Genomic DNA, 21,415 nt, shown 5'->3' with positions numbered 1-21,415 from the left:
TTTTAATTTTTTAAGTTTATTTTTTTTGGCCAATTAATTTGAAAAATTGACCCGCTATTTTCGGCTGGTATGTATCGAATTGATCCACCCACCATTTCTATTATTTTACTGCTAATTGTTAATCCCGCACCCGTCGAATCTATAACATCTTTTGAATTAACGGTATAGAAAATGGAAAAAATTCTCTCTTTTAATTCTGTGGATATTCCAGGACCATCATCACTAATTTTTAATTCGTAATCAAGTTCTTTTTCAGTAACATCCACAAATACGTTTTTTATTTCTTTATCGTGAAACCGAACCGCATTATCGAGTAAATTAAAAATAACTTTATTCAATTTTTTTCCCAAGGTAACACAGTTTTCACTTAACAAATTATAATTCACATGAAATGTAACATTTAGTTTATTATCCAAAGAGGCAATACATCCCTCCACGATTTTGGGAATATTCACTTCATAAAACTCCATTTCAGTACGATTGACTCTAGAGAGTTCCAGCAAAGCGTTCAACATATTTTCTAGACGTCCTACCCTATTCTTTAATAAAGTAAAATTGTTTAAAACATCAATATTTATATCGGCACCTAAATCATCTTCAATCCATTTTGCAATGTTACTAATCGCTCTCATGGGTGTTTTTATATCATGCGAAACAATGTAAACAAAATCTTCATATTCTTTTTTAAGAGCTGATAACTCTTCTTGACATTTTTTCTCTGCTTCTGCCATTTAGATTGATTTAGGAATTGTAAAAATAAAACTCGCCCCTTTATTTTCTTTTGATTCTATGCGAATGCTTCCTCCTGCTTCTTCTATTATCTTTTGAACGATTGATAATCCGATACCGGTACTTTCTTTTTTATCCCGTGCTTCAATGGTTTGAAAAACTTTGAATACTTTTTTATGGTATTCCTCCTCAATTCCAGGTCCATTATCTTTTATGGTAAATTGATGAAAATCAGGCAAAGATTCATAGAGGCATTCTATTTTTCCAATTGGTTTATCATTATACTTTACTGCATTACTGATCAGATTACTGAATATCTGTTGGAACAATATTCTTGCAATTTTAATTTCTGGAATGTTATCAGCAATGTAAATTTCAAATCCTTCTGTTGGAACAATTGAATCAACAATCTGATTTAACATTTTAGTCAAGTCAGTTGTTTCCTTTTCTATTTTTGTCCGACCAATGCGCGAATAGTCTAATACCCCATTAATTAAATTCTCCATGCGCAAGATTCTACCACGTAATAATCCAAAATTAGCATTTACCGCTTCAGGCATCTCGGGCATATCTTCAACAATCCATTCCGAAAGATTATTTATGGCTCTTAGTGGGGCTTTAAGATCATGAGAAATGATATAGGCAAACTGATCTAGTTCTTTATTCTTTTTTTCAAGAGTAGTTAAGGCCAAATTTAAATTCTCCTTGGCTAACTTTTGATCCGTAATATCAGAACTTATGGCTATATATTGATACGGTTTTCCTTCATTATCCAAAAATGGGACAATTGTAGAATCTACCCAATAATAAGAACCGTCTTTTGCTCTGTTTTTAATATCTCCCTTCCAAACTTTTCCGTTGGCAATGGTTTTCCAGATATTTTTTATGAATTTATTTAATTGATATTCTGGGTTGTTAACATAATGGTATTGCCCAATAAGTTCTTCTTTTGAATACTGCGAAATTGAGCAAAACTTATCATTTACAAAAGTAATTACTCCTTTTTGATCTGTAATTGTTACAATTGTAGACTCATCTAGTGCGGATCTGATATCATTGATTTCTTTTGCTTTTTCTGCAATTTTTTGTTCTGCAAGTGCTTTTTCTGTAATATCCAAAATAGAACCCTGCAATCCAATTATCTCTCCTTTTTCATTTTTAAATGGCTGCCCTATTTCTTGTATGTATTTAATTCTATTATCCGGAAATAAAATTCTGTAATCCGTTTTATAATTTTCTCCTGTTTTTATAACATTTTCATCAAATTCATCCAGTTTTGCTAAATCTTCAGGAAGGATTCTACTGCGATATGCCATATATAATTGATCTGCTGGCACTCCATCTAATTCAAAAATCGTATAATGTCCTTTAGACAACATCAAATCCTTCGTGGTTAAATTAAATTTCCAACTTCCAATTTTAGCAATACTTTGAGATTCATCTAATAACTTATTGCTATTTACTAAATTTTGTTCTGCTAGCATTTTTTCAGTAATATCCTGAGTACTTCCTTGGGCACCTATTACATCTCCAAATTCATTTTTAATAATCTGACCTAAAGTTAAAATGTATTTTACTCTGTCATTCGAAAATTCAATATTGTTAAGAAATTCAAAATCCTGCCCCGTAGTAACGCTTTTTTCTATCTTTTTATCTAATTCAACTAAGGCTTCTGGGCGAAGAATTTTTCGATAGGCATCGTATAACTTATTTGCAGGTAATTCTTCAAATTCGAAAATTTTATAATTCCCTTTTGACCAAATCAAATCCTTTGTTAATAAATCAAATTTCCAGCTCCCCGTTTTGGCGATACTTTGCGATTCATCAAATAATTTGTTGCTGTTTATTAAATTTAATTCTGCTTCTTTTTCTTTAGTAATATCCTTGGATATCCCTAAATAACCAGCAATTTCACCCTGATTGTCCTTAATTGCAGTAACTGATAAAACTACAGGAATCAAACTGCCGTCTTTTCTCACGTAAGTCCATTCATTTGAGTCAGCAGCTCCTAATGTTCTTGCGTTCAGAACAAATGTGTCATAACCCGGAACTAGATTTTCTCCAAATTCTTTTGTTAAATCTTCTGTTCGTTTAACTACTTCATCCCATAAGTGAAAAATAGATGGACTAGTCTTTCCTACCACTTCTTCAGATTGATATCCAAGTAATTTCTCAGCTCCTCTATTGAATTCTTTAATCGTTCCATCTAAATCAGAGGATATTATTGAAAAATCAGTAGAATTAAGAATTGCCGATAATTCGCTACTAGTTTTAACCAATTTCTCTTTTTGCTGATACTCTAAAGTCATGTCCCTGGCAATACAATATAAATTTCCAGAAACTGGATCCGGAGATGTATTCCAGCTTAACACTATATATTCGCCATTTTTACAGCGGTACCGATTTTCAAAACTGATTGTTTTGTGTCCTTCTGCTAATCTAGTAACTTCTTTATAAGTTTTTTCTAAATCATCCGGATGAATAAAATTAGCAAATGGTTGACCTACTAGTTCCTCTTTAGAATATCCCAAAACAGTCGTAAAGGACGGATTTACTTTAAGGAATGTTCCATCTACATTAGCGATACAAACTAAATCTTTTGAGAGTTCAATGAAATTCTGAAATTCCTGCTGGGAAGTCTTAAGATCAATATTTTTCTTGCGCAAATCCAACAGTAAAACCACTTGATTAGCCAATAATGTTAAAGCATTTTTTTGCTCATCAGTAAGAATTCTGGGTACTGTATCAATGACACAAAGCGAACCTAAATTAAACCCATTGACATCCTGAAGCGGTGCTCCGGCATAAAATTGAATTTTTGGACCTCCTGTCACTAAAGGATTGTTAGCAAACAGTTCGTTTTCTGATGCGTTATTAATTTCATAAACCTCCTCTCCCATTATGGCATATTGGCAAAAAGAAATATCCCTTGGAGTTTCTGCAATCCCTAAACCAACACTTGATTTAAACCATTGTCTTTCGCCGTCAAGTAATGAAACTAATGCTATGGGAGTTCCGCAAATGTAAGAAGCCAATTGAGTAATGGAATCATACTCCTTTTCAGGTAAAGAGTCCATAATTGAATAACTTTCAAGGGCTTGAAGCCTATCATATTCATTTCGTGGCGATTTTGGGTTTTTCATTTATAGAGGTTTATTCTTTTTTAGATGTTTCCAAAGCTATTCGACATTCCTATTTCTTACTTATTTTCAAAGCAATAGCTATTCATGAACTAAGTGGGCACATGCACAAAAATAAAATTAATTTTGTATAATAAGCACTTTTCTACAATTATTATACCTACAAGATGAATTTCTTTTTTCCTACCAATTTTAAGGTATTTTACACTGTTTCTTAAAAATTCAAATAGAATTTCAACCCCTTTTATTCTTCGATTTTGTCTTAAAAATTATACTTCAAAATTAAACCTGAAAAAGCTGTAGTCGCTTTGTAAATATTGTCAATTGATGGACACATCCCCAAAATAAAAACTTTAATCTATCGATTTATTTAAATAATTATTTATGCCAAAAAATAAAGAAATTGGAATCTGGATTTTTTTTCATTTCTGAAAAAGGCCAAAAAATCGACAATCGAACATAAAAATCCGATGACTGTCAAAAATTTAAAAAAAAATCACAACATACTGTTTAACAATTATTTAAATAAAAATTAATTCTAAAAAATATCGTTTTTTTTACCTGTAAAACATTATTTGACTAAATTTACAATATCAGATTCACCAAAAAGAGAAAACCTACCACGTTCTCATTTTAATCCTCAAATCGACCTTTTATTTTAAAATTATTTATAGACAACTCGCTTTTTAGTTTTCAAAACATTGTTGTCCGATAAAAAAGAAGCCAAATTAATGGCTTCTTAAAATAATCGTAATTTAGAGTTGCAAAATTCAAATAACGATGGGTAAAAATAAGTATTTTTCGAGTAAATCTGTTTTCGGACAGCTGATTTCTTTAATAGATGATTCGATGATTAGCAAAGCAGTTAAAAAGTATGATTCAGATAGGTATGTCAAACATTTCAAATGCAAGGATCATTTGTTTAGTATGGTTTTTTGCTGTTTAGAAAAGTGTAATTCATTGCGTGAGGTTTCTGGGGGAATGGTAGGTTTATCAGGTAAAGAGGAAACAGTTCGAATTAATCATCTTCCCAAAAAGAGTACTTTGGCAGACGCAAACAAGGGTAGAAAAGTAGAATTTTTTCAAGAAATTTATAACAATCTGCTCGAGAAACATAGCTTTGTTTTATCGGACAGTCGAATTGAGATAGCCTTAGGGAAAAAGATTAAAATTGTTGACAGCACCACAATAAGCCTGTTTAAAGACATCTTAAAGTGTGTTGGAAGAAAGTCTGCTGACGGAAAAAGCAAGGGCGGAATCAAGTCGCATACTGTGATAAATGCCGATGAAAAAGTTCCCAATTTAGTTTGGTTTACACCTGCAACAACTCACGACCATCAGTTTTTAGAAAAGCTAAAATGCGATGAACATACTGTTTATATATTCGATAAAGGATACATTGATTATAAGGCTTTTGCACATTTTTCCGAACAAAATACAGGTTTTGTAACTCGAATAAAAGACAATGCAAAGTACGAAGTAACCCAAAAGAATGACATTCCAGGGAACATTCACAGCGGTGTTTTATCAGACGAAATTATTGAGGTTGGAGTAAATAATGAAAGTGGTAAAACCAAATTGAAATTAAGAAAAATAAAATACTATGACAGAGAACACAAAAGAAGCTTTGAGTTTATTAGTAATTTGTTTGAATTTAGAGCAGACACAATAGCGGCACTTTATAAAATAAGGTGGCAAATAGAATTGTTATTCAAACAAATCAAGCAAAATTTCCCGCTAAAATATTTCTTAGGAGACAATGAAAATGCTATTAAAATTCAAATTTATTGCGTCTTAATAGTAAATCTCTTATTAGGAGTTATAAAGAAAAGTCTAAAGAGACAATGGTCTTTTTCAAATTTAGTAAGTTTTTGTAGAATTCATTTATTCAACTATATTCATCTAACTAAATTTTTAGAAAGTCCCGAAAAACAATGGAAACTCGACGGGGACGACGATGTTCAATTAGGTTTGTTTGATGATTATTTGGCTACGGGATAAAATTCGATAAATGAAACTAAAAATTATATTTTTTCATTTATCAAATTCTCAAGACAGTACTCAAAAACAAGCTAAAGCAGGCTAAAACCTCGTGAAGTGCCAAAATAAATAGAAAAATAAACGTTCCGTGATTTTTTATCGGACAACAATGTTTTCAAAACTAAAAAAACAGTTAGTCCTAAAAATAGTTCTGTTGCCTTATTTTGAGAAATCAATAGTTCGTTACTATTTAAAAATATCTGAATGGAAAATTATAAATACATCTTGTTTTTCAAAAAAATTAGCATCAATGCAATAAGCAAAGTTGGTGGTAAAAATGCCTCTTTGGGAGAAATGTACAATCAACTCAATCCTATAGGCATAAATATTCCTAACGGATTTGCTCTCACTGCTAAAGCATATCGTCTATTTCGTAAGCGAAACAAATTAGAAAAACCATTGAATGATTTATTATTCATATTAGATACAAAAGAGTATTCAAATCTCTCAGTAATTGGTGAGAAAGCAAGAGCTCTTATTTTAGCGGCGCCTATTCCTGAGGAAATTAAGATAGAAATTCAAACCGCTTATCAGTCTCTTAGTGAACAGTGTGGCATCAATAATCTTGGCGTAGCGGTGCGTAGTAGCGCCACTTCCGAAGATTTACCATCGGCCAGCTTTGCAGGACAAATGCAATCGTTCTTGAATATTAGCGGTGAAAATCAAGTAATGGATGCCGTACATCGTTGCTTTGCTTCACTCTTTACCGACCGAGCCATTAAATACCGCCATGACATGGGATTTGCAAATTTGGATGTTGCCATTTCTGTAGGAGTTCAACAAATGGTGCGAAGTGATAAAGCGGCTTCTGGCGTGGCATTTACCATTGATCCTGACACAGGATTTCAAAATGTAATTATAATAAACAGCATTTGGGGTCTTGGTGAAAATATTGTTCAGGGAACCGTTACACCCGATGAATGGATGGTTTTTAAACCCACTTTAGAAAATAAAGAACTGAATCCAGTCTTGAAAAAACAGTGTGGAAGAAAAGAATTTACAATGATTTATTCTGAAAAATCAAGTTCTGAATCTGCAGAAAAAACAATTGTAAACACAGAAACTTCTTTAGAAAAACAAAACCAGTTTTCATTATCCAATCAAGAAGTCATTCAGCTTTCAGAATGGTGCTATGAAATTGAAAAACACTATAAAAAAGCAATGGATATTGAATGGGCAAAAGACGCTTTCAATAGCCAACTTTATATCGTTCAAGCACGCCCGGAAACCGTTCATGCGAGAGAAAATAAGTTGGTACGAGAAATCTATCAACTCAAAGAAAAAGGAACGCTGTTAACCAACGGAATTGCTCTTGGCGACAAAATAGCGACAGGAAAAGCCAGACTCCTGCAAAACACCCAAGAAGGGAATCAGTTACTTGATGGCGAAATTTTAGTTACTGATTTCACCAATCCTGATTGGGATCCAATAATGAAAAGAGCCTCGGCAATAGTCACAAACAAAGGGGGACGCACCAGTCATGCGGCAATTGTGGCACGTGAACTGGGAACCGTGGCAGTCGTCGGATGCGGGAACGCAACTTCGACCATAAAAACGGGGCAGCAAATCACCGTATCCTGTGCCGAAGGAAAAGAAGGAAATGTGTATGATGGTGAATTAAAATGGGAAATAAAAGAACAAGATTTTAGTAACCTGTCCATGCCTATTACAGAACCAATGCTAATCCTAGCTGATCCGGAAAGAGCCTTTGAATTGAGTCATTATCCCAATAAAGGAATTGGTTTAATGCGCGTGGAATTTGCTATTTCGAATACTATCAAAATTCATCCTCTCGCACTATGCGAACCCGAAAAAATAACTGATATAGCCGTTCAAACTGAAATAAAAAATTTGACCAAGGATTATGAAGATGGCAAAAAATATTTTGTTGACAAACTGGCCGAAGCCGTTTCTATTGTTGCCGCCGCATTCTATCCCAAAGATGTTATTGTGCGAATGAGCGATTTTAAAAGTAATGAATATGCTAATCTAATAGGCGGAAAATACTTTGAACCCGTTGAGAAAAATCCGATGATTGGTTTTCGGGGCTCTTCCCGTTATTACAGCGATTTTTATCGAAAAGGATTTGCCTTGGAATGTGAAGCGATGAAAAAAGTACGAAACCAAATGGGACTTCATAATGTAAAACTAATGATCCCTTTTTGCCGAACAATCGAAGAAGGAAAAAAAGTGCTTGACGAAATGAAAGCAAATGGTTTAGTCCAAGGTGAAAATGGATTAGAAGTCTATGTTATGATTGAAATCCCAAGCAACGTAATACTGGCCAATGAATTTGCCAAACTATTTGATGGATTTTCTATTGGTTCTAATGACCTGACACAACTCACACTTGGACTCGACCGGGATTCCTCCTTGGTAAGCGGCCTATTCAATGAGCAAAATCCCGCAGTCAAACATTTAATAATTGAAACCATTCGAGCGGCCAAACGAAACAAAATTAAAGTGGGATTATGCGGACAGGCTCCAAGCGACATTCCCGAATATGCTCAGTTTTTAGTTGAAAAAGGAATCGATAGCATATCATTCAATCCCGATGCTTTGATAAATGGAATAGAAAATATTTTGAAAGCGGAATCAAAACACGAAGAAAAACGCAATGAAATCTTAAACATTCTAACTCATGGAAACAATTTTTAAAGGCAAAGTAGCGCTAGTTACCGGCGGAACTTCTGGAATTGGCAGAGCCTCAGCCGTTGCTTTCGCAGGAAAAGGAGCCAAAGTTGTTATTGTGGATTGGATAGAAAATAAGGAAACACTTAATCTCATCAAAGCTTCTGGCGGTGAAGCCATTTTTATCAAATGCGATGTCTCAAAAGCTACTGATGTAAAAGCTATGGTCACTAAAGTAATAGCTGCTTTTGGAAGATTGGATTATGCTTTTAATAATGCTGGTATTGAAGGAACCTCAGCTCCTACGCAAGACTGTTCAGAGGAAAACTGGGACAAAACCATTGGAGTAAACCTAAAAGGAATCTGGCTTTGCATGAAATACGAAATCCCCGAAATCCTAAAACAAGGAAAAGGGGTAATAATAAATTGTTCTTCTGTGGCGGGATTGGTTGGATTTGCTGGTTTACCCGCTTATGTAGCATCTAAACACGGAGTAATTGGATTGACAAAAACGGCAGCATTAGAATGTGCTAAACTGGGAATCCGAGTAAATGCAGTTTGTCCCGGAGTCATTAAAACGCCAATGATGGATAGACTCACTGGAAATAAAAAAGAAGCCGAAGATCAGTTTACGAATCTAGAACCCGTTGGACGTATGGGCCAACCGGAAGAAATAGCCAACGCAGTGGTATGGATGTGCTCTGACGAAGCCTCATTTATAACAGGACTTGCCATGGCTGTGGATGGCGGTTTTGTCGCTCAATAATTTTATCTGTCTAAATTTTTATTAAAACTATCGCTTTATGCATGTATACGAAGTAAATTTAAAATGGACTGGTAAAAGCAATGGGATTCTAAGCTCAACTATTTTACCAAAGGAAATTGAAGCAGCCACGACTCCTGAATATCTAAAAGGAATCAAAGGGTCCTGGTCTCCCGAGCACTTATTAATTGCATCAATTAACAGTTGCTTGATGAGCACTTTTTTGACACTTGCTGAAAATTCAAAGCTCGAATTTGTAAGTTATGAAAGTAAATCCTTGTATACCGTTGACTTTATAAATGGAAAAAACATAGTAACTGAAATTGTATTACAACCTAAAGTGGTTATCCCTTATTCCCAAAAACCGGAAAGGATCAAACATATTTTAGAGATGAGCAAGAATGTCTGCTTGATTGCTAACGCCATTAAAACACCAATACAAATGAAACCTGAAATCATTGTTTCTTAGACCGCAATTCGTATCTAAAATACTGAAAACAGGTTTTCTATCATAAATAAAATAGAGTATGATTTTTTGGATTATGAAAAAATTAAATAGTTGACGGAAAAGAATTTGCAATGAAATTTGCCCTTCTAGATATTAATTTTGTAAAAATATTCTAAGGACCCTCAGACGAAAAATAGCAAGCCGATTACTAAAATTTAAATAAAAAAAATTGGCTGTCCATTTTGCGAAAGCAGGTATTTGAAAACTTTTGAACCAATAGACAAAAATTGTTTTTTTTGCAAAAAACTCCTTAAAAAGAATTTGCGACTAATTGAAATAACTATAATCGACCCTTTTAAATATCAAATTGTATGGAAAATATAGTATTGTGTCAAAGTTGCGGAATGCCTCTTGACAAAGAAGAACTAAAAGGAACAGAGCAAAACGGCTTTAAAAATGAAGAGTATTGCAAATATTGTTATGAGAACGGCGATTTCAAAAAACCAAATATAAATTTAGAGGACATGAAAGACACCGTGTCAACGCAAATGAAGAAACTAAAACTTCCAATAAATACTATTCAAAAAGCAATCAATATTTTACCAACATTAAAACGATGGAACGGTAAAAATTAGATTTTTAATTTACCAATGTTTCAGCTAGAGGAAAATCATAGTGGCGTAAAAAATTACCTCCCTAAATAATTTGAATTGTGATAACCTAAAGTGGATTAAGTATTGATAAATTGATTTTATAGAAAGTTAAATTTAAGAACTAAAAAAGCACCGCTATGAAAACATTAATTTATAGTATATCTGGCTTCGACAAACCATTTATTGAAAAAGCAACACATGGTAATCTCGATTTAGTTTACACTGATTTATCACTAAATGAAACCACCGTGAAACTGGCAAAAGGTTTTGATGCCATTTCGATTTTCACTTCAGACGAAGCCTCAGCAATTGTACTGGAGCGATTGCATGCTTTGGGAGTTAAATATATAGCTTTACGCTCCGAAAGTTCCGATTATATCAATATATCCAAAGCACATGCATTGGGAATTAAAGTTGCCAATACCCCTATATCAGCTTCCTTTGCAGTTGCTGAACATGCGGTAGCTTTGCTATTAGCCTTAAATAGAAAGTTGATGTTAGGTCAAAAACTAATGCAACTGGGTGATTATCGTATCGATCATTTGATAGGTTTCAATTTGCAAGGAAAAACAATAGGTATCATTGGGACAGGAAAAACAGGAAGTGCTTTTGCAAAAATTATGCATGGATTTGGTTGCAAAATTTTAGCGTATGATCCTGTAAAAGATGAAGAATTAAAGCTTCAAGCCAATATTTCATATACCACTTTCAATGATTTATGTTCCAATTCAGATGTAATATCCATTCATTGTCCGCTTAACAGCAAAACCAATCATCTTTTTAACAAAACTACTTTTACAATGATGCGAAAAGAAGCCATTTTAATAAATACCGCACATGGAAGTATCGTAAATACAGTCGACTTATTATACGCTTTAAATGATGGAATTATTGCTGGCGTAGGTTTAGATGTGTATGAGCATGAAAAGTCAATATTTTTTAAAGATCATACCGGCTCTGCTATAAATGACGACTTATTACTTAAACTTTCTTCTCATCCAAACGTTTTACTGACCGGACATCAGGGCTTTTTAACTGCAGAAGTATTAAATGGAATTGCCAGTACTACAATTGCAAATTTAAATGAATGGGCTTATAATAGCATTTGCAAAAATGAAATCAAATAAATAGTCTCATCGACAATTTTTCAATTTTTTAGTAGATGGATTAAGTAGTACTCTTCAATAATTAATTTGCCCTTGCTTCGACTTTTTTTGTAACTTAGTATATAATTGACTGAAAATCAATAGTTAATAAAATAAAATTTATTGATTTTACATTAATTATTATATCATGGTCGTAAATGCATTCTGAAATAATTTTTAGCAAAAAATCAAAAGATGAAAGGATCATTGAAACTCGGAAAAATAGCTGGTATCGGTTTATATATTCATTGGACATTCTCCCTACTTATAGCATTCATTATTTTTGCAAACTATAAAAATGGTCAAAGTGCAATTCAAATATTATGGTCTGTATTATTTATTTTAAGTGTATTTGTAACGGTTTTTCTCCATGAGTTAGGACATGCTTTAGCGGCTAAAAATTATCATATAAATACAAAAGACATTACCATACTGCCAATTGGCGGGTTAGCCCGATTAGATAAAATTCCTGAAAAACCTTTAGAAGAATTGGTGGTTGCAATTGCGGGGCCACTTGTCAATATAACTTTGGCTATCGTTACAGGCCTTTTTATCACCATCCCAAGTGATTCCAACGAATTAATGGCCAAATTATCAAATGGTGTAAATGCAATTAATTTTTTCCTTAACTTCTTTATTGTCAATTTTTGGTTGGCTCTTTTTAATTTAATTCCGGCTTTTCCCATGGATGGCGGAAGAATTTTACGGGCAATTTTATCATTTAAATTAGAAAGAAATATTGCCACAAAAATCGCTGCTCGAATAGGACAATTTATAGCCGTAGGTTTTATCCTCTTAGGATTTTTATACAATCCATTTCTAGTTTTCATTGGGATATTTGTTATAATAGGTGCACAAGTTGAAGCGGATTCCATGCAGTCAAAACACCTTCTTAAAGGCTTTAAAGTTAGGGATATTTTAATGAAACAATACCCAGTAATTGATGCCCATGAAAAACTAAAAACAGCGATTGATTTATTACTTGACAGTCAAAATAAGAATTTTTTAGTAACAGATAACGCTGTCCCAGTTGGAACGCTAAATCGGGATCTAATCCTACTTGCACTAGCTAAAACAGGAGAAAATGAAACTATCAATAATGTAATGGACCCCAATTTAATTTTTCTTGAAGCCGATTCGTTAATCGAGAATGTTTATGAAGATCTGTATAAAAATAAATCCACTCTAATGCTTATCATGGAAAATAATGAAGTAATAGGCGCTTTGGACACAGAGAATCTTTTAGAATTTATTTTAATAGAAGAGGTTAAATTAAAAAACGACCATGCCGCATGATACAAATCCCGATCTGCTATTTGAAAATATAGCACTTGTCCATAGCGGAGAAGATTATTTTTCCCGTTTGGAAAATATTATTCATAATTCATTATTTGAAATACACATTCAGACCTATCTTTTTGAAAATGATACCACGGGAAACCGCATTTTAACCGCATTAAAGGAAGCGGCTTCACGCCAAGTTAAAATTTATCTTTTATTGGACGGATTAGGCTCTTTACACTTTCCTTCACAACTTAGAAATGAACTCAAAAAAAGTGGCATAAATATTCGGTTTTTTGCCCCATTATTTTCAACCTATACTTTTTATATAGGTAGACGATTGCATCAAAAAATAGTGGTTTCAGATGGAAAAGTCGCTTTGTTAGGAGGAATTAACATTGCCGATAAGTATCATGGAACCGCAACGGAAGCGCCTTGGCTTGATTATGCTGTTCAATTGAACGGCGAGATTGCTAAACCCATTCAGGAAATTTGCAATGCAATTTATTTTAAAAAAAGTCATCCTTCTAATCAAAAATTAAAAACAGCTTTTCAACTTCATAAAGATACCTTAGTTCGAATTCTACAAAATGACTGGTTAAAAAGGAAAAATGAAATAAGCAATGCGTACAAAAGTTCTATTGGCAATGCTAAAAAAGAAATAATTATAGTGGGAAGTTATTTCCTTCCAGGCAGACAAATAATTCATGCCTTGAAAAAGGCGGCTAAAAACAAGGTTGAAATTAAATTAATTTTATCCGGAAAATCAGATTTGCCAATGACAAGAAGAGCCACTTGTTATCTTTATTCCAAACTTCTCAGTTATAATATTGAATTATATGAATGGAACGAGTCCGTTTTGCATGGGAAAGCAGCAGTAATTGATGAATATTGGACCACTATTGGTTCTTTTAACCTGAATAATTTGAGTTCTTACGGAAGTCTGGAAATGAATGTTGAAATAAAATCAACCGAATTTTCAAAAATGTATCGCGAGCAACTCAACCAAATAATCGCAAAATGTCAGAGAATAACACCTGAAGATCTTGAAATTAAAAATAATTTATTTTTAAAATTAGGAAACTGGTTTTCTTATTATAGTACCCGATTAATAGAGTTATTGGTCATTTATACGCCTTACAATCGATTCCATAATTAATCTTAAGCGTTATAAATTGTTATGACTAAATAAAAATAATTACAATTTTATATTAAGAAATTATTGATTAAAAATTAAAGCCATAAATAGTACATTAAATTATTTTTTTGTAACTTTATGTAGCTAATATATCAATATAAAGCACTAGTAAAAAGAACGTTATGTTTTTTTTAAAGAAAATAATACCTTTAAAAGTGGAAATAAATAAAACAAAAAACAAGAAAAAAGAGGAATGGATCCGAAAGGATTTAGAAAGTAAAATTCCAAAAATGGACAAAAAAATAATCTTTGTTCCAAATCAAAAGGAATTATTTTTTTAGTTCATTTCTCAAACAGTTCATTTAGCTGAGGCTAATGACGGAGCCGTGAGTCACTGTTCTGTAATTGAATGCTTTTTCAAGCACCAGGTTTAAAAGATTCTGCGCAGAGCTCCGAACTTTTAAACCGGTATTCTTAATTGGGGTTAGGGACAAAATAGTCCCTACTCCATTAACGATTTTATTCGCTATGGATTTTGCTCAATACAAAAATACCTTTACACAGGAAGCCTCAAAAAATGGCTACTCAGAACAGAATATTCAACGCTGTTTGGACTATGCTGAGCTGTTATTTTCGCATGAAGTTCCGGTAATTTATAACACTTCCCATCTTTCTAATCTTGTAGGATATAATAAAAAATATCTTAAAAAAGCATCCTATTATCCTCAATATTTCTATCGGGATTTTGAAATAACAAAGAAAAACGGAACAAAAAGACCAATATCAGAACCTCTTCCAAGTCTAAAAGAAATACAAATCTGGATATTAAAAAATATACTTTATAAAATACCTGTAAGTCCTTTTGCAAAAGCATATAAACCTAATACCGCTCTTATTGAAAATTTAAAATTTCATAAAAAGCAACCCAAAGTACTTACATTAGATTTAGAAAATTTTTTTCCATCCATTTCGGTTAAATCAATTGAAAAAATATTTATTGAAATGGGGTATTCCCGAATGGTATCGCAACTCCTTGCAAAATTATGTACACGAGATAAAACTTTACCTCAAGGGGCACCAACAAGTCCAACACTTTCTAATTTAATTTTTAAAGATGCTGATGTTGCCATTGCCGATTTTTGTAAACAACGAAAAATAAGATATACCCGTTACGCCGACGATTTGAGTTTTTCAGGCGATTTTGATGAAAAGGAATTATTCGAAAAAATAACTGAAACGGTTGAAAATTTGAATTTTCATATCAATAAAAGTAAAACAAAACTCATGACACCCAATACCCGTCAGGTTGTAACAGGAATAGTGGTCAATGAAAAACCACAAGTTGTATTTCATAAACGCAATGAGTTAAGACAAGCGATGCACTATATAAAAAAATTTGGTATAGACGAACATCGCGAGTATAAAGAAATCAATCAAAGGAATTATCTGGAACACTTACTGGGAAGGATAAATTTTGTTCTGCAAATAAATCCAAAAGATCTTGAGTTTATTGGCTACAAAGCTGTACTGATAGATTTAAAAAAGAAACAGGCATTAAAAATGAAAAAGAACCAGCCATTGCTTATGTAAAAAATAATTTCATTTGTAAAAAACATTTTAAAAGTCTCTAATCGGGGCTTTTATATTTTTATAATCAATTGAAATAAAAGGTTTTAATCTGATTTTAACAACCAAAAATTGATTAAATTTGATAGTGACAATTTCCCAGTAGCGACCTATTTTTTTCGCAACCTTATTTTAAAACTAATAGCTGGAATAGTAATAATAAAAACACAGTAAAATGGCATTTATAGACTATTACAAGATATTAGAAGTGGACAAAAAAGCAACGGAGGCCGAAATTAAAAAAGCATACCGAAAGCTAGCTAGAAAATACCATCCCGACTTAAACCCAAATGATAAAGAAGCTGAACGAAAGTTTAAGGAAATTAATGAAGCAAATGAAGTATTGAGCCATACAGAGAATCGTAAAAAATTTGATGAATACGGTGAAAACTGGCAACATGCGGAGCAGTACGAAAAAGCAAAACAGCAAGGACAATATCAAAGTGGTGGGCAACAAGGGGGTTTTGGAGGTGACAGCGGAGATTATTCGGACTTTTTTGAATCGATGTTTGGTGGTCGTACGTCAGGGAGACAAAGAGGACGCAGCGCCCAATTCAAAGGACAAGATTTCAGTACGGAATTGCATCTGGATTTAAAGGAAGTTTATACAACCCACAAGCGAACCTTAACCATAAACGGCAAAAATATCCGAATTACTATCCCTGCCGGGGTAGAAAATGGTCAGCAGATTAAAATTAGTGGATTGGGTGGCGAGGGATCTGGCGGCGGACCAAAAGGAGACTTATATATCACCTTTACCATTGAAAACCACACTAATTTTAAACTGGACAAGCACCATTTATACGCTACAGTGGATATCGCTTTATACACTGCTATACTGGGAGGGGAAATAACGGCTGATACTTTTAACGGAAAGGTCAAACTGACCGTAAAACCAGGTACTCAAAACGGTACAAAAGTAAAACTTAAAGAAAAAGGTTTTCCAATTTATAAAAAGGAAGGAGAATTTGGAGATTTATACATTACCTATCAAGTAAAAATCCCTACTGATCTTTCCGAAAAAGAAAAAGATTTATTTCAGGAACTTGCAAAATTAAGAACGTCATGAATACCGAAAATCTTATCCCTTTATCCAAATTATACATGCATTATGATGTCGAAATGTCATTCTTTTTCAATTTAAACGAAATGGGTTTAATTGAGATTCTCACCATCGATGAAAACAAATATATTTATCCTGAATCTATTTACGAAATCGAAAAAATGATACGAATGCACCAAGAATTAGAAGTAAATATTCAAGGAATAGATGTCGTTTTAAATTTACTACAAAAAATAGAGGATTTACAAAATGAATTGGGTTCTGTCAAAAACAGATTGGGTTTGTATGAAGGTTGAAAACTTAGATTTTCTCATTTTGTTCAAAAAGTTTGGTGCACTAATAAAAGAAGGAATTTAAAATTCGAGAATTATTTTACCCAAAATCTCACATTAAAATTCCTCAAATTGTAATATGTTGAATTTTGTAAAAATAAAATAACAAAGTGATGAACTGGCATTTACTTCCTCTTTCAGAAATAACCCAGTTGTTCAATACAACTCCAAACGGTATTGATCAAGTAACGGCATCTGAACGCTTAAACGAATACGGAAAAAATCAAATTGAAGACACAAAAAAGAAGAGTGTTTTTCAGATGATTCTATCTCAGTTGTCTGATTTCATGATTCTAATACTTATTGTAGCGGCAATTATTTCGGGTATAATAGGCGATGTTACTGATACGATTATTATTCTTTCAATCATTATTATCAATGCTGCTGTGGGATTTATCCAAGAGTACCGGGCAGAAAAAGCGATGGAAGCACTCAAGAATATGGCTGCAAACTCTGCCCGTGTTTTACGTGAAGGAAAAATGATGGATATTCCAGCTACGGAACTTGTCCCGGGTGATGTGGTGCTGCTCGAAGCAGGAAATATTATACCCGCCGATGTCCGATTTTTTGAAACCCATCAAATAAAAGTGGATGAATCAGCGCTCACAGGCGAATCTAATAATGTCGAAAAAGATCCTGAAGAACTTCCTGAAGGAAATTATGCCCTTGGCGACCAAACCAATATGGGGTTTAAAGGAACCTCTGTCACTAATGGGCGCGGACTTGCATATGTAGTGGCAACGGGAATGCAAACTGAACTGGGGCATATCGCAAAAATGATCCAGACCGATGAAACAACTACACCTTTACAAAAAAGATTAGCCAGTTTTGGCAAGCGATTGTCAGTAGTTATACTTATTATTTGCACTATCATTTTCATTATCGGTTGGTTGCGTGGTGAATCTGTTTTGACAATGCTGATCACTTCTATTTCCCTCGCTGTCGCCGCTATTCCTGAAGCTTTACCAGCATTAGTAACCATCGCATTGGCTTTTGGAGCCAAGAAATTAGCAAAACACAATGCGCTTATCCGCAAATTACCGGCTGTTGAAACACTGGGCTCCGTAACGTATATCTGTTCTGATAAAACAGGAACCCTTACGTTAAATAAAATGACCGTGCAGGAAATTTTTGAAACTTCAGACACCAAACACAATACTGTTTTTGAAGAAAAAAACAAATTGCTTCATGCAATGGCTCTAAATAACGATGTCTTGAAAGAGGAAAACGGAAAATGGCTGGGAGATTCAACCGAAGTTGCATTGGTACAATATGCTTTCGATAAAAATTTAAATCGAGCTGAAATAGAAATACCTTTTCCCCGAATAGCAGAAATACCTTTTGATTCAAAAAGAAAATGCATGACAACGATGCATCAAATCAGAAACTCTGATGCTGAAATCATTGTCCTAACAAAAGGTGGGGTTGATGTTTTGTTCGACAAACTGAATGCCGATCAAAAAATGCTTATTCCAGAATTTGAAAATAAAGTAAATGAGATGGCTGAGAAAGGGTATCGGGTTTTGGGTTATGCCATGAAAACGCTTTCTGCGCTTCCGCAAAATTTGGATTCAGAAGAAATCGAAACAGAATTAACGCTAATTGGGTTTGTGGGGATGATCGACCCACCACGCGAGGAAGCAAGACAAGCCGTTTCTGAATGCAAAGAAGCAGGTATTATTCCGGTGATGATTACCGGCGACCATAAACTTACTGCAAAAGCCATTGCTATAAAACTGGGTATCATTTCTTCCGAGGAAGATCTTGTACTTACAGGTTCCGAATTAGCCGAATTAACCCAAATTGAATTTGTAAAAATGGTGGAACGAGTTCGAGTTTATGCGCGTGTCAATCCCGAACAAAAATTAAGAATCATTACTGCCTTACAATCCAAAAATCACTTTGTAGCCATGACTGGCGATGGTGTGAATGATGCACCGGCACTTAAAAATGCCGATATTGGCATTGCGATGGGAATCAATGGCACAGAAGTTTCCAAAGAAGCCTCACACATGATTTTGCTCGATGATAATTTTGCTACAATAATAGTTGCGGTCAAACATGGGCGAAAAATATTTGATAATATTCTGAAATTTATAAAGTATATTATGACTGGAAATTCGGGCGAAATATGGGCAATATTTTTAGCGCCGTTCTTTGGCTTACCCATACCGCTGCTGGCCATTCACATTCTTTGGATCAATCTGGTCACGGACGGTTTGCCAGGATTAGCATTAGCCTCAGAACCATCAGAAGCAAATATAATGCAACGAGTACCTAGAAATCCAAAAGAAAATATTTTTTCAGATGGCATGGCAGTGCATATTTTGTGGGTTGGATTTTTAATGGGTGTCGTCACAATTGCAATGCAGGCTTATGCCATACATTTGGCAAACTCACATTGGCAAACAATGGCTTTTACCGTACTTTGTTTTAGTCAGTTGGGACATGTAATGGCCATTCGCTCTGGTAGAGATTCTCTTTTTAAAATAGGTTTTTTCTCTAACAAACCCATGCTTATTGCTTTATTAATCACAATTTCATTACAGTTTATGATAATTTATACGCCGTTTTTTAATGATATTTTTAAAATACAGCCACTGACTTTACAGGAACTATTGCTAACGGTAGCGGTATCAAGTATTATATTTTGGGCTGTTGAATTAGAGAAGTTGATAAAAAAGGTCATCAAATTAAAGAAATACAATTCTTGATTATAAAAACCTCTTCAATATCTCTTTATTTAAACATCTTTATTTTTCCTACCATTTTTTCGACAAAACAACTAAAAAAGCTGATTAACAACGTTTAAAAACGCTGAAAATCAGTGTAATAGTTGTATATTTGAGAGAATGTTTTTTTGTGAATATTAATTCATAGGCTCATGAATAGCGATTTTAAAATAAGAAAATTATTTGAAAATTTCTTACTTGAAATAGGTGAGTTATCTTATTTTGCCGGTCGTTTTTTCAAAGAAGTATTTAGACGGCCTTCGGAATTTAAAGAATTTCTTCGTCAATGTTTTTTTATGGGTAATCGCTCCCTTCTTTTGGTTGCAGTCACAGGATTTATCATTGGTTTAGTATTTGATTTACAATCTCGACCTACACTTCAAGAATTTGGTGCAGTTTCCTGGATGCCTTCTATGATAAGTATTTCGATTATTAGAGAAATTGGTCCCATCATAACCGCTTTAATATGTGCAGGTCGAATTGGTTCTGGAATTGGTGCGGAATTAGGTTCAATGAGAGTAACGGAACAAATTGATGCTATGGAAGTGTCAGGTACAAATCCTTTTAAATATCTTGTTGTTACCCGGATTTTAGCCACGACTTTAATGCTTCCTATTCTGGTTTTTTTTGGAGATGCCATTGCTATTTTTGGTTCGTACTTAGTAGAAAACATAAAGGGGAATGTCTCTTTTTTATTGTTTTTCAATCAAGTTTTTAACGCTTCGGAATTTAGTGATTTAATACCCGCAACAATTAAGTCTTTCTTTTTTGGCTTTGCCATAGGATTGGTAGGCTGCTTTAAAGGATATAATTGCAAAAAAGGTACAGCTGGTGTAGGATTAGCAGCCAACTCTGCTGTGGTATTTACCTCAATGCTACTCTTTATCATTGATTTCCTCGCCGTTTTTATAACAAATATTTTTTATGATTTATAAATGATTATGATACAATCAATACCCAATAAGGAACCAATTATAGAAATCAAAGACTTGAAAAAAAGTTACGGGGACCATCATGTATTGAATGGTTTTAACATGGTCTTATATGAAGGTGAAAACTTGGTAATAATGGGAAAATCGGGTTCCGGAAAATCAGTAATGATAAAATGTCTGATTGGATTGGAGGAACACGACAGCGGCACTATTATGGTGATGGGGGAAAATATTAGCGAACTCAAACATTCAGCATTAGATGATCTTCGAACAGAAGTTGGATTTCTTTTTCAAGGAAGTGCACTATATGATTCCATGACCGTTAGGGAAAATTTGGAATTCCCATTACGACGTCATAAAAAAAAGTTCGGAGTCATAAAAGATACAACCCCACTCGTTATGGAAGCCTTGGAAAATGTAGGCTTAGCACATACTTTAAATTTAATGCCCGAAGAACTTTCGGGTGGAATGAAACGCAGAATTGCTTTGGCAAGAACTTTAATTCTCCAGCCGAAAATAATTCTCTATGACGAACCTACAACTGGGTTAGATCCTATTACTGCCAAAGAAATCTTGCTATTAATGAAGTCCGTTCAGGAAAAATACAATACCTCGTCTATCATAATTACGCATGATGTGGATTGTGCCAGAGTGATTTCAAATAGGATGATTTTATTGGTAGATGGGAAGAATTATGCCGAAGGTATTTTTGACGAATTATCTGTTTCGACAGATCCCAAAGTGCAAGCATTTTTTAAATAA

Annotated in this window: 16 protein-coding genes; 14 read left to right on the top strand and 2 right to left on the bottom strand. The window is 33.7% G+C overall.

Annotated elements, in window-relative coordinates:
- Positions 1–2: 2 nt before the first annotated feature.
- Together H4V97_RS14780 and H4V97_RS14775 are read right to left on the bottom strand one after the other, a co-directional pair.
- The gene (locus H4V97_RS14780) at positions 3–731 is read right to left on the bottom strand and encodes a sensor histidine kinase (protein ID WP_209550120.1); all 729 of its coding nucleotides are present in this window, start codon (positions 729–731) and stop codon (positions 3–5) included.
- Positions 732–3,872 (bottom strand): PAS domain S-box protein, encoded by a 3,141-nt coding sequence (locus H4V97_RS14775; RefSeq protein ID WP_209550119.1) that lies wholly within the window; start codon positions 3,870–3,872, stop codon positions 732–734.
- 777 nt (positions 3,873–4,649) lie between these two features.
- Between H4V97_RS14775 and H4V97_RS14770 the strand changes: the two genes are divergently transcribed.
- From H4V97_RS14770 to H4V97_RS14705, 14 genes are all read left to right on the top strand, one after another.
- Positions 4,650–5,870, top strand: a complete 1,221-nt coding sequence (locus H4V97_RS14770; RefSeq protein ID WP_196851623.1) for an IS4 family transposase — start codon at positions 4,650–4,652, stop codon at positions 5,868–5,870.
- A 243-nt stretch (positions 5,871–6,113) separates the two neighbouring features.
- Entirely contained in the window at positions 6,114–8,567 is a 2,454-nt protein-coding gene (gene ppsA / locus H4V97_RS14765) for a phosphoenolpyruvate synthase (protein WP_209550118.1), read from the top strand.
- The gene (locus H4V97_RS14760; RefSeq protein ID WP_209550117.1) at positions 8,551–9,306 is read left to right on the top strand and encodes an SDR family oxidoreductase; all 756 of its coding nucleotides are present in this window, start codon (positions 8,551–8,553) and stop codon (positions 9,304–9,306) included. The genes ppsA and H4V97_RS14760 overlap by 17 nt, the downstream gene beginning before the upstream one ends.
- 37 nt (positions 9,307–9,343) lie before the next feature.
- A complete protein-coding gene (locus H4V97_RS14755) occupies positions 9,344–9,772 on the top strand; it encodes an OsmC family protein (RefSeq protein WP_209550116.1) in 429 nt (142 codons plus the stop codon).
- A gap of 350 nt (positions 9,773–10,122) precedes the next feature.
- On the top strand, positions 10,123–10,386 hold the full coding sequence (locus H4V97_RS14750) for a zinc ribbon domain-containing protein (RefSeq protein ID WP_209550115.1): 264 nt from the start codon (positions 10,123–10,125) through the stop codon (positions 10,384–10,386).
- A 155-nt stretch (positions 10,387–10,541) separates the two neighbouring features.
- Positions 10,542–11,531, top strand: coding sequence for an NAD(P)-dependent oxidoreductase (locus H4V97_RS14745; protein WP_209550114.1), 990 nt, complete (start codon positions 10,542–10,544; stop codon positions 11,529–11,531).
- Between the two features lie 225 nt (positions 11,532–11,756).
- A complete protein-coding gene (locus tag H4V97_RS14740; RefSeq protein WP_209550113.1) occupies positions 11,757–12,845 on the top strand; it encodes a site-2 protease family protein in 1,089 nt (362 codons plus the stop codon).
- Positions 12,835–13,989 (top strand): phospholipase D-like domain-containing protein, encoded by a 1,155-nt coding sequence (locus tag H4V97_RS14735; protein ID WP_209550112.1) that lies wholly within the window; start codon positions 12,835–12,837, stop codon positions 13,987–13,989. Before H4V97_RS14740 ends, H4V97_RS14735 begins: the two co-directional genes overlap by 11 nt.
- 507 nt (positions 13,990–14,496) lie before the next feature.
- Positions 14,497–15,558: a retron St85 family RNA-directed DNA polymerase gene (locus H4V97_RS14730; protein ID WP_209550111.1), complete on the top strand. Its 1,062-nt coding sequence runs from the start codon at positions 14,497–14,499 to the stop codon at positions 15,556–15,558.
- Between the two features lie 211 nt (positions 15,559–15,769).
- Entirely contained in the window at positions 15,770–16,663 is an 894-nt protein-coding gene (locus H4V97_RS14725; RefSeq protein WP_209550110.1) for a DnaJ C-terminal domain-containing protein, read from the top strand.
- Positions 16,660–16,953: a chaperone modulator CbpM gene (locus tag H4V97_RS14720; RefSeq protein ID WP_209550109.1), complete on the top strand. Its 294-nt coding sequence runs from the start codon at positions 16,660–16,662 to the stop codon at positions 16,951–16,953. Before H4V97_RS14725 ends, H4V97_RS14720 begins: the two co-directional genes overlap by 4 nt.
- A 149-nt stretch (positions 16,954–17,102) precedes the next feature.
- Positions 17,103–19,703: a cation-translocating P-type ATPase gene (locus H4V97_RS14715; protein WP_209550108.1), complete on the top strand. Its 2,601-nt coding sequence runs from the start codon at positions 17,103–17,105 to the stop codon at positions 19,701–19,703.
- 170 nt (positions 19,704–19,873) lie between these two features.
- Positions 19,874–20,656: an MlaE family ABC transporter permease gene (locus H4V97_RS14710; protein WP_196849133.1), complete on the top strand. Its 783-nt coding sequence runs from the start codon at positions 19,874–19,876 to the stop codon at positions 20,654–20,656.
- Positions 20,657–20,662: 6 nt separating this feature from the next.
- Positions 20,663–21,415, top strand: coding sequence for an ABC transporter ATP-binding protein (locus H4V97_RS14705; RefSeq protein WP_196849132.1), 753 nt, complete (start codon positions 20,663–20,665; stop codon positions 21,413–21,415).

Source organism: Flavobacterium sp. CG_23.5 (genome assembly GCF_017875765.1).
In the GTDB taxonomy this organism is placed as follows: Bacteria; Bacteroidota; Bacteroidia; order Flavobacteriales; family Flavobacteriaceae; genus Flavobacterium.
Note: the sequence above shows the minus strand (reverse complement) of the source record. Positions and strands in the feature narration are given on the sequence as shown.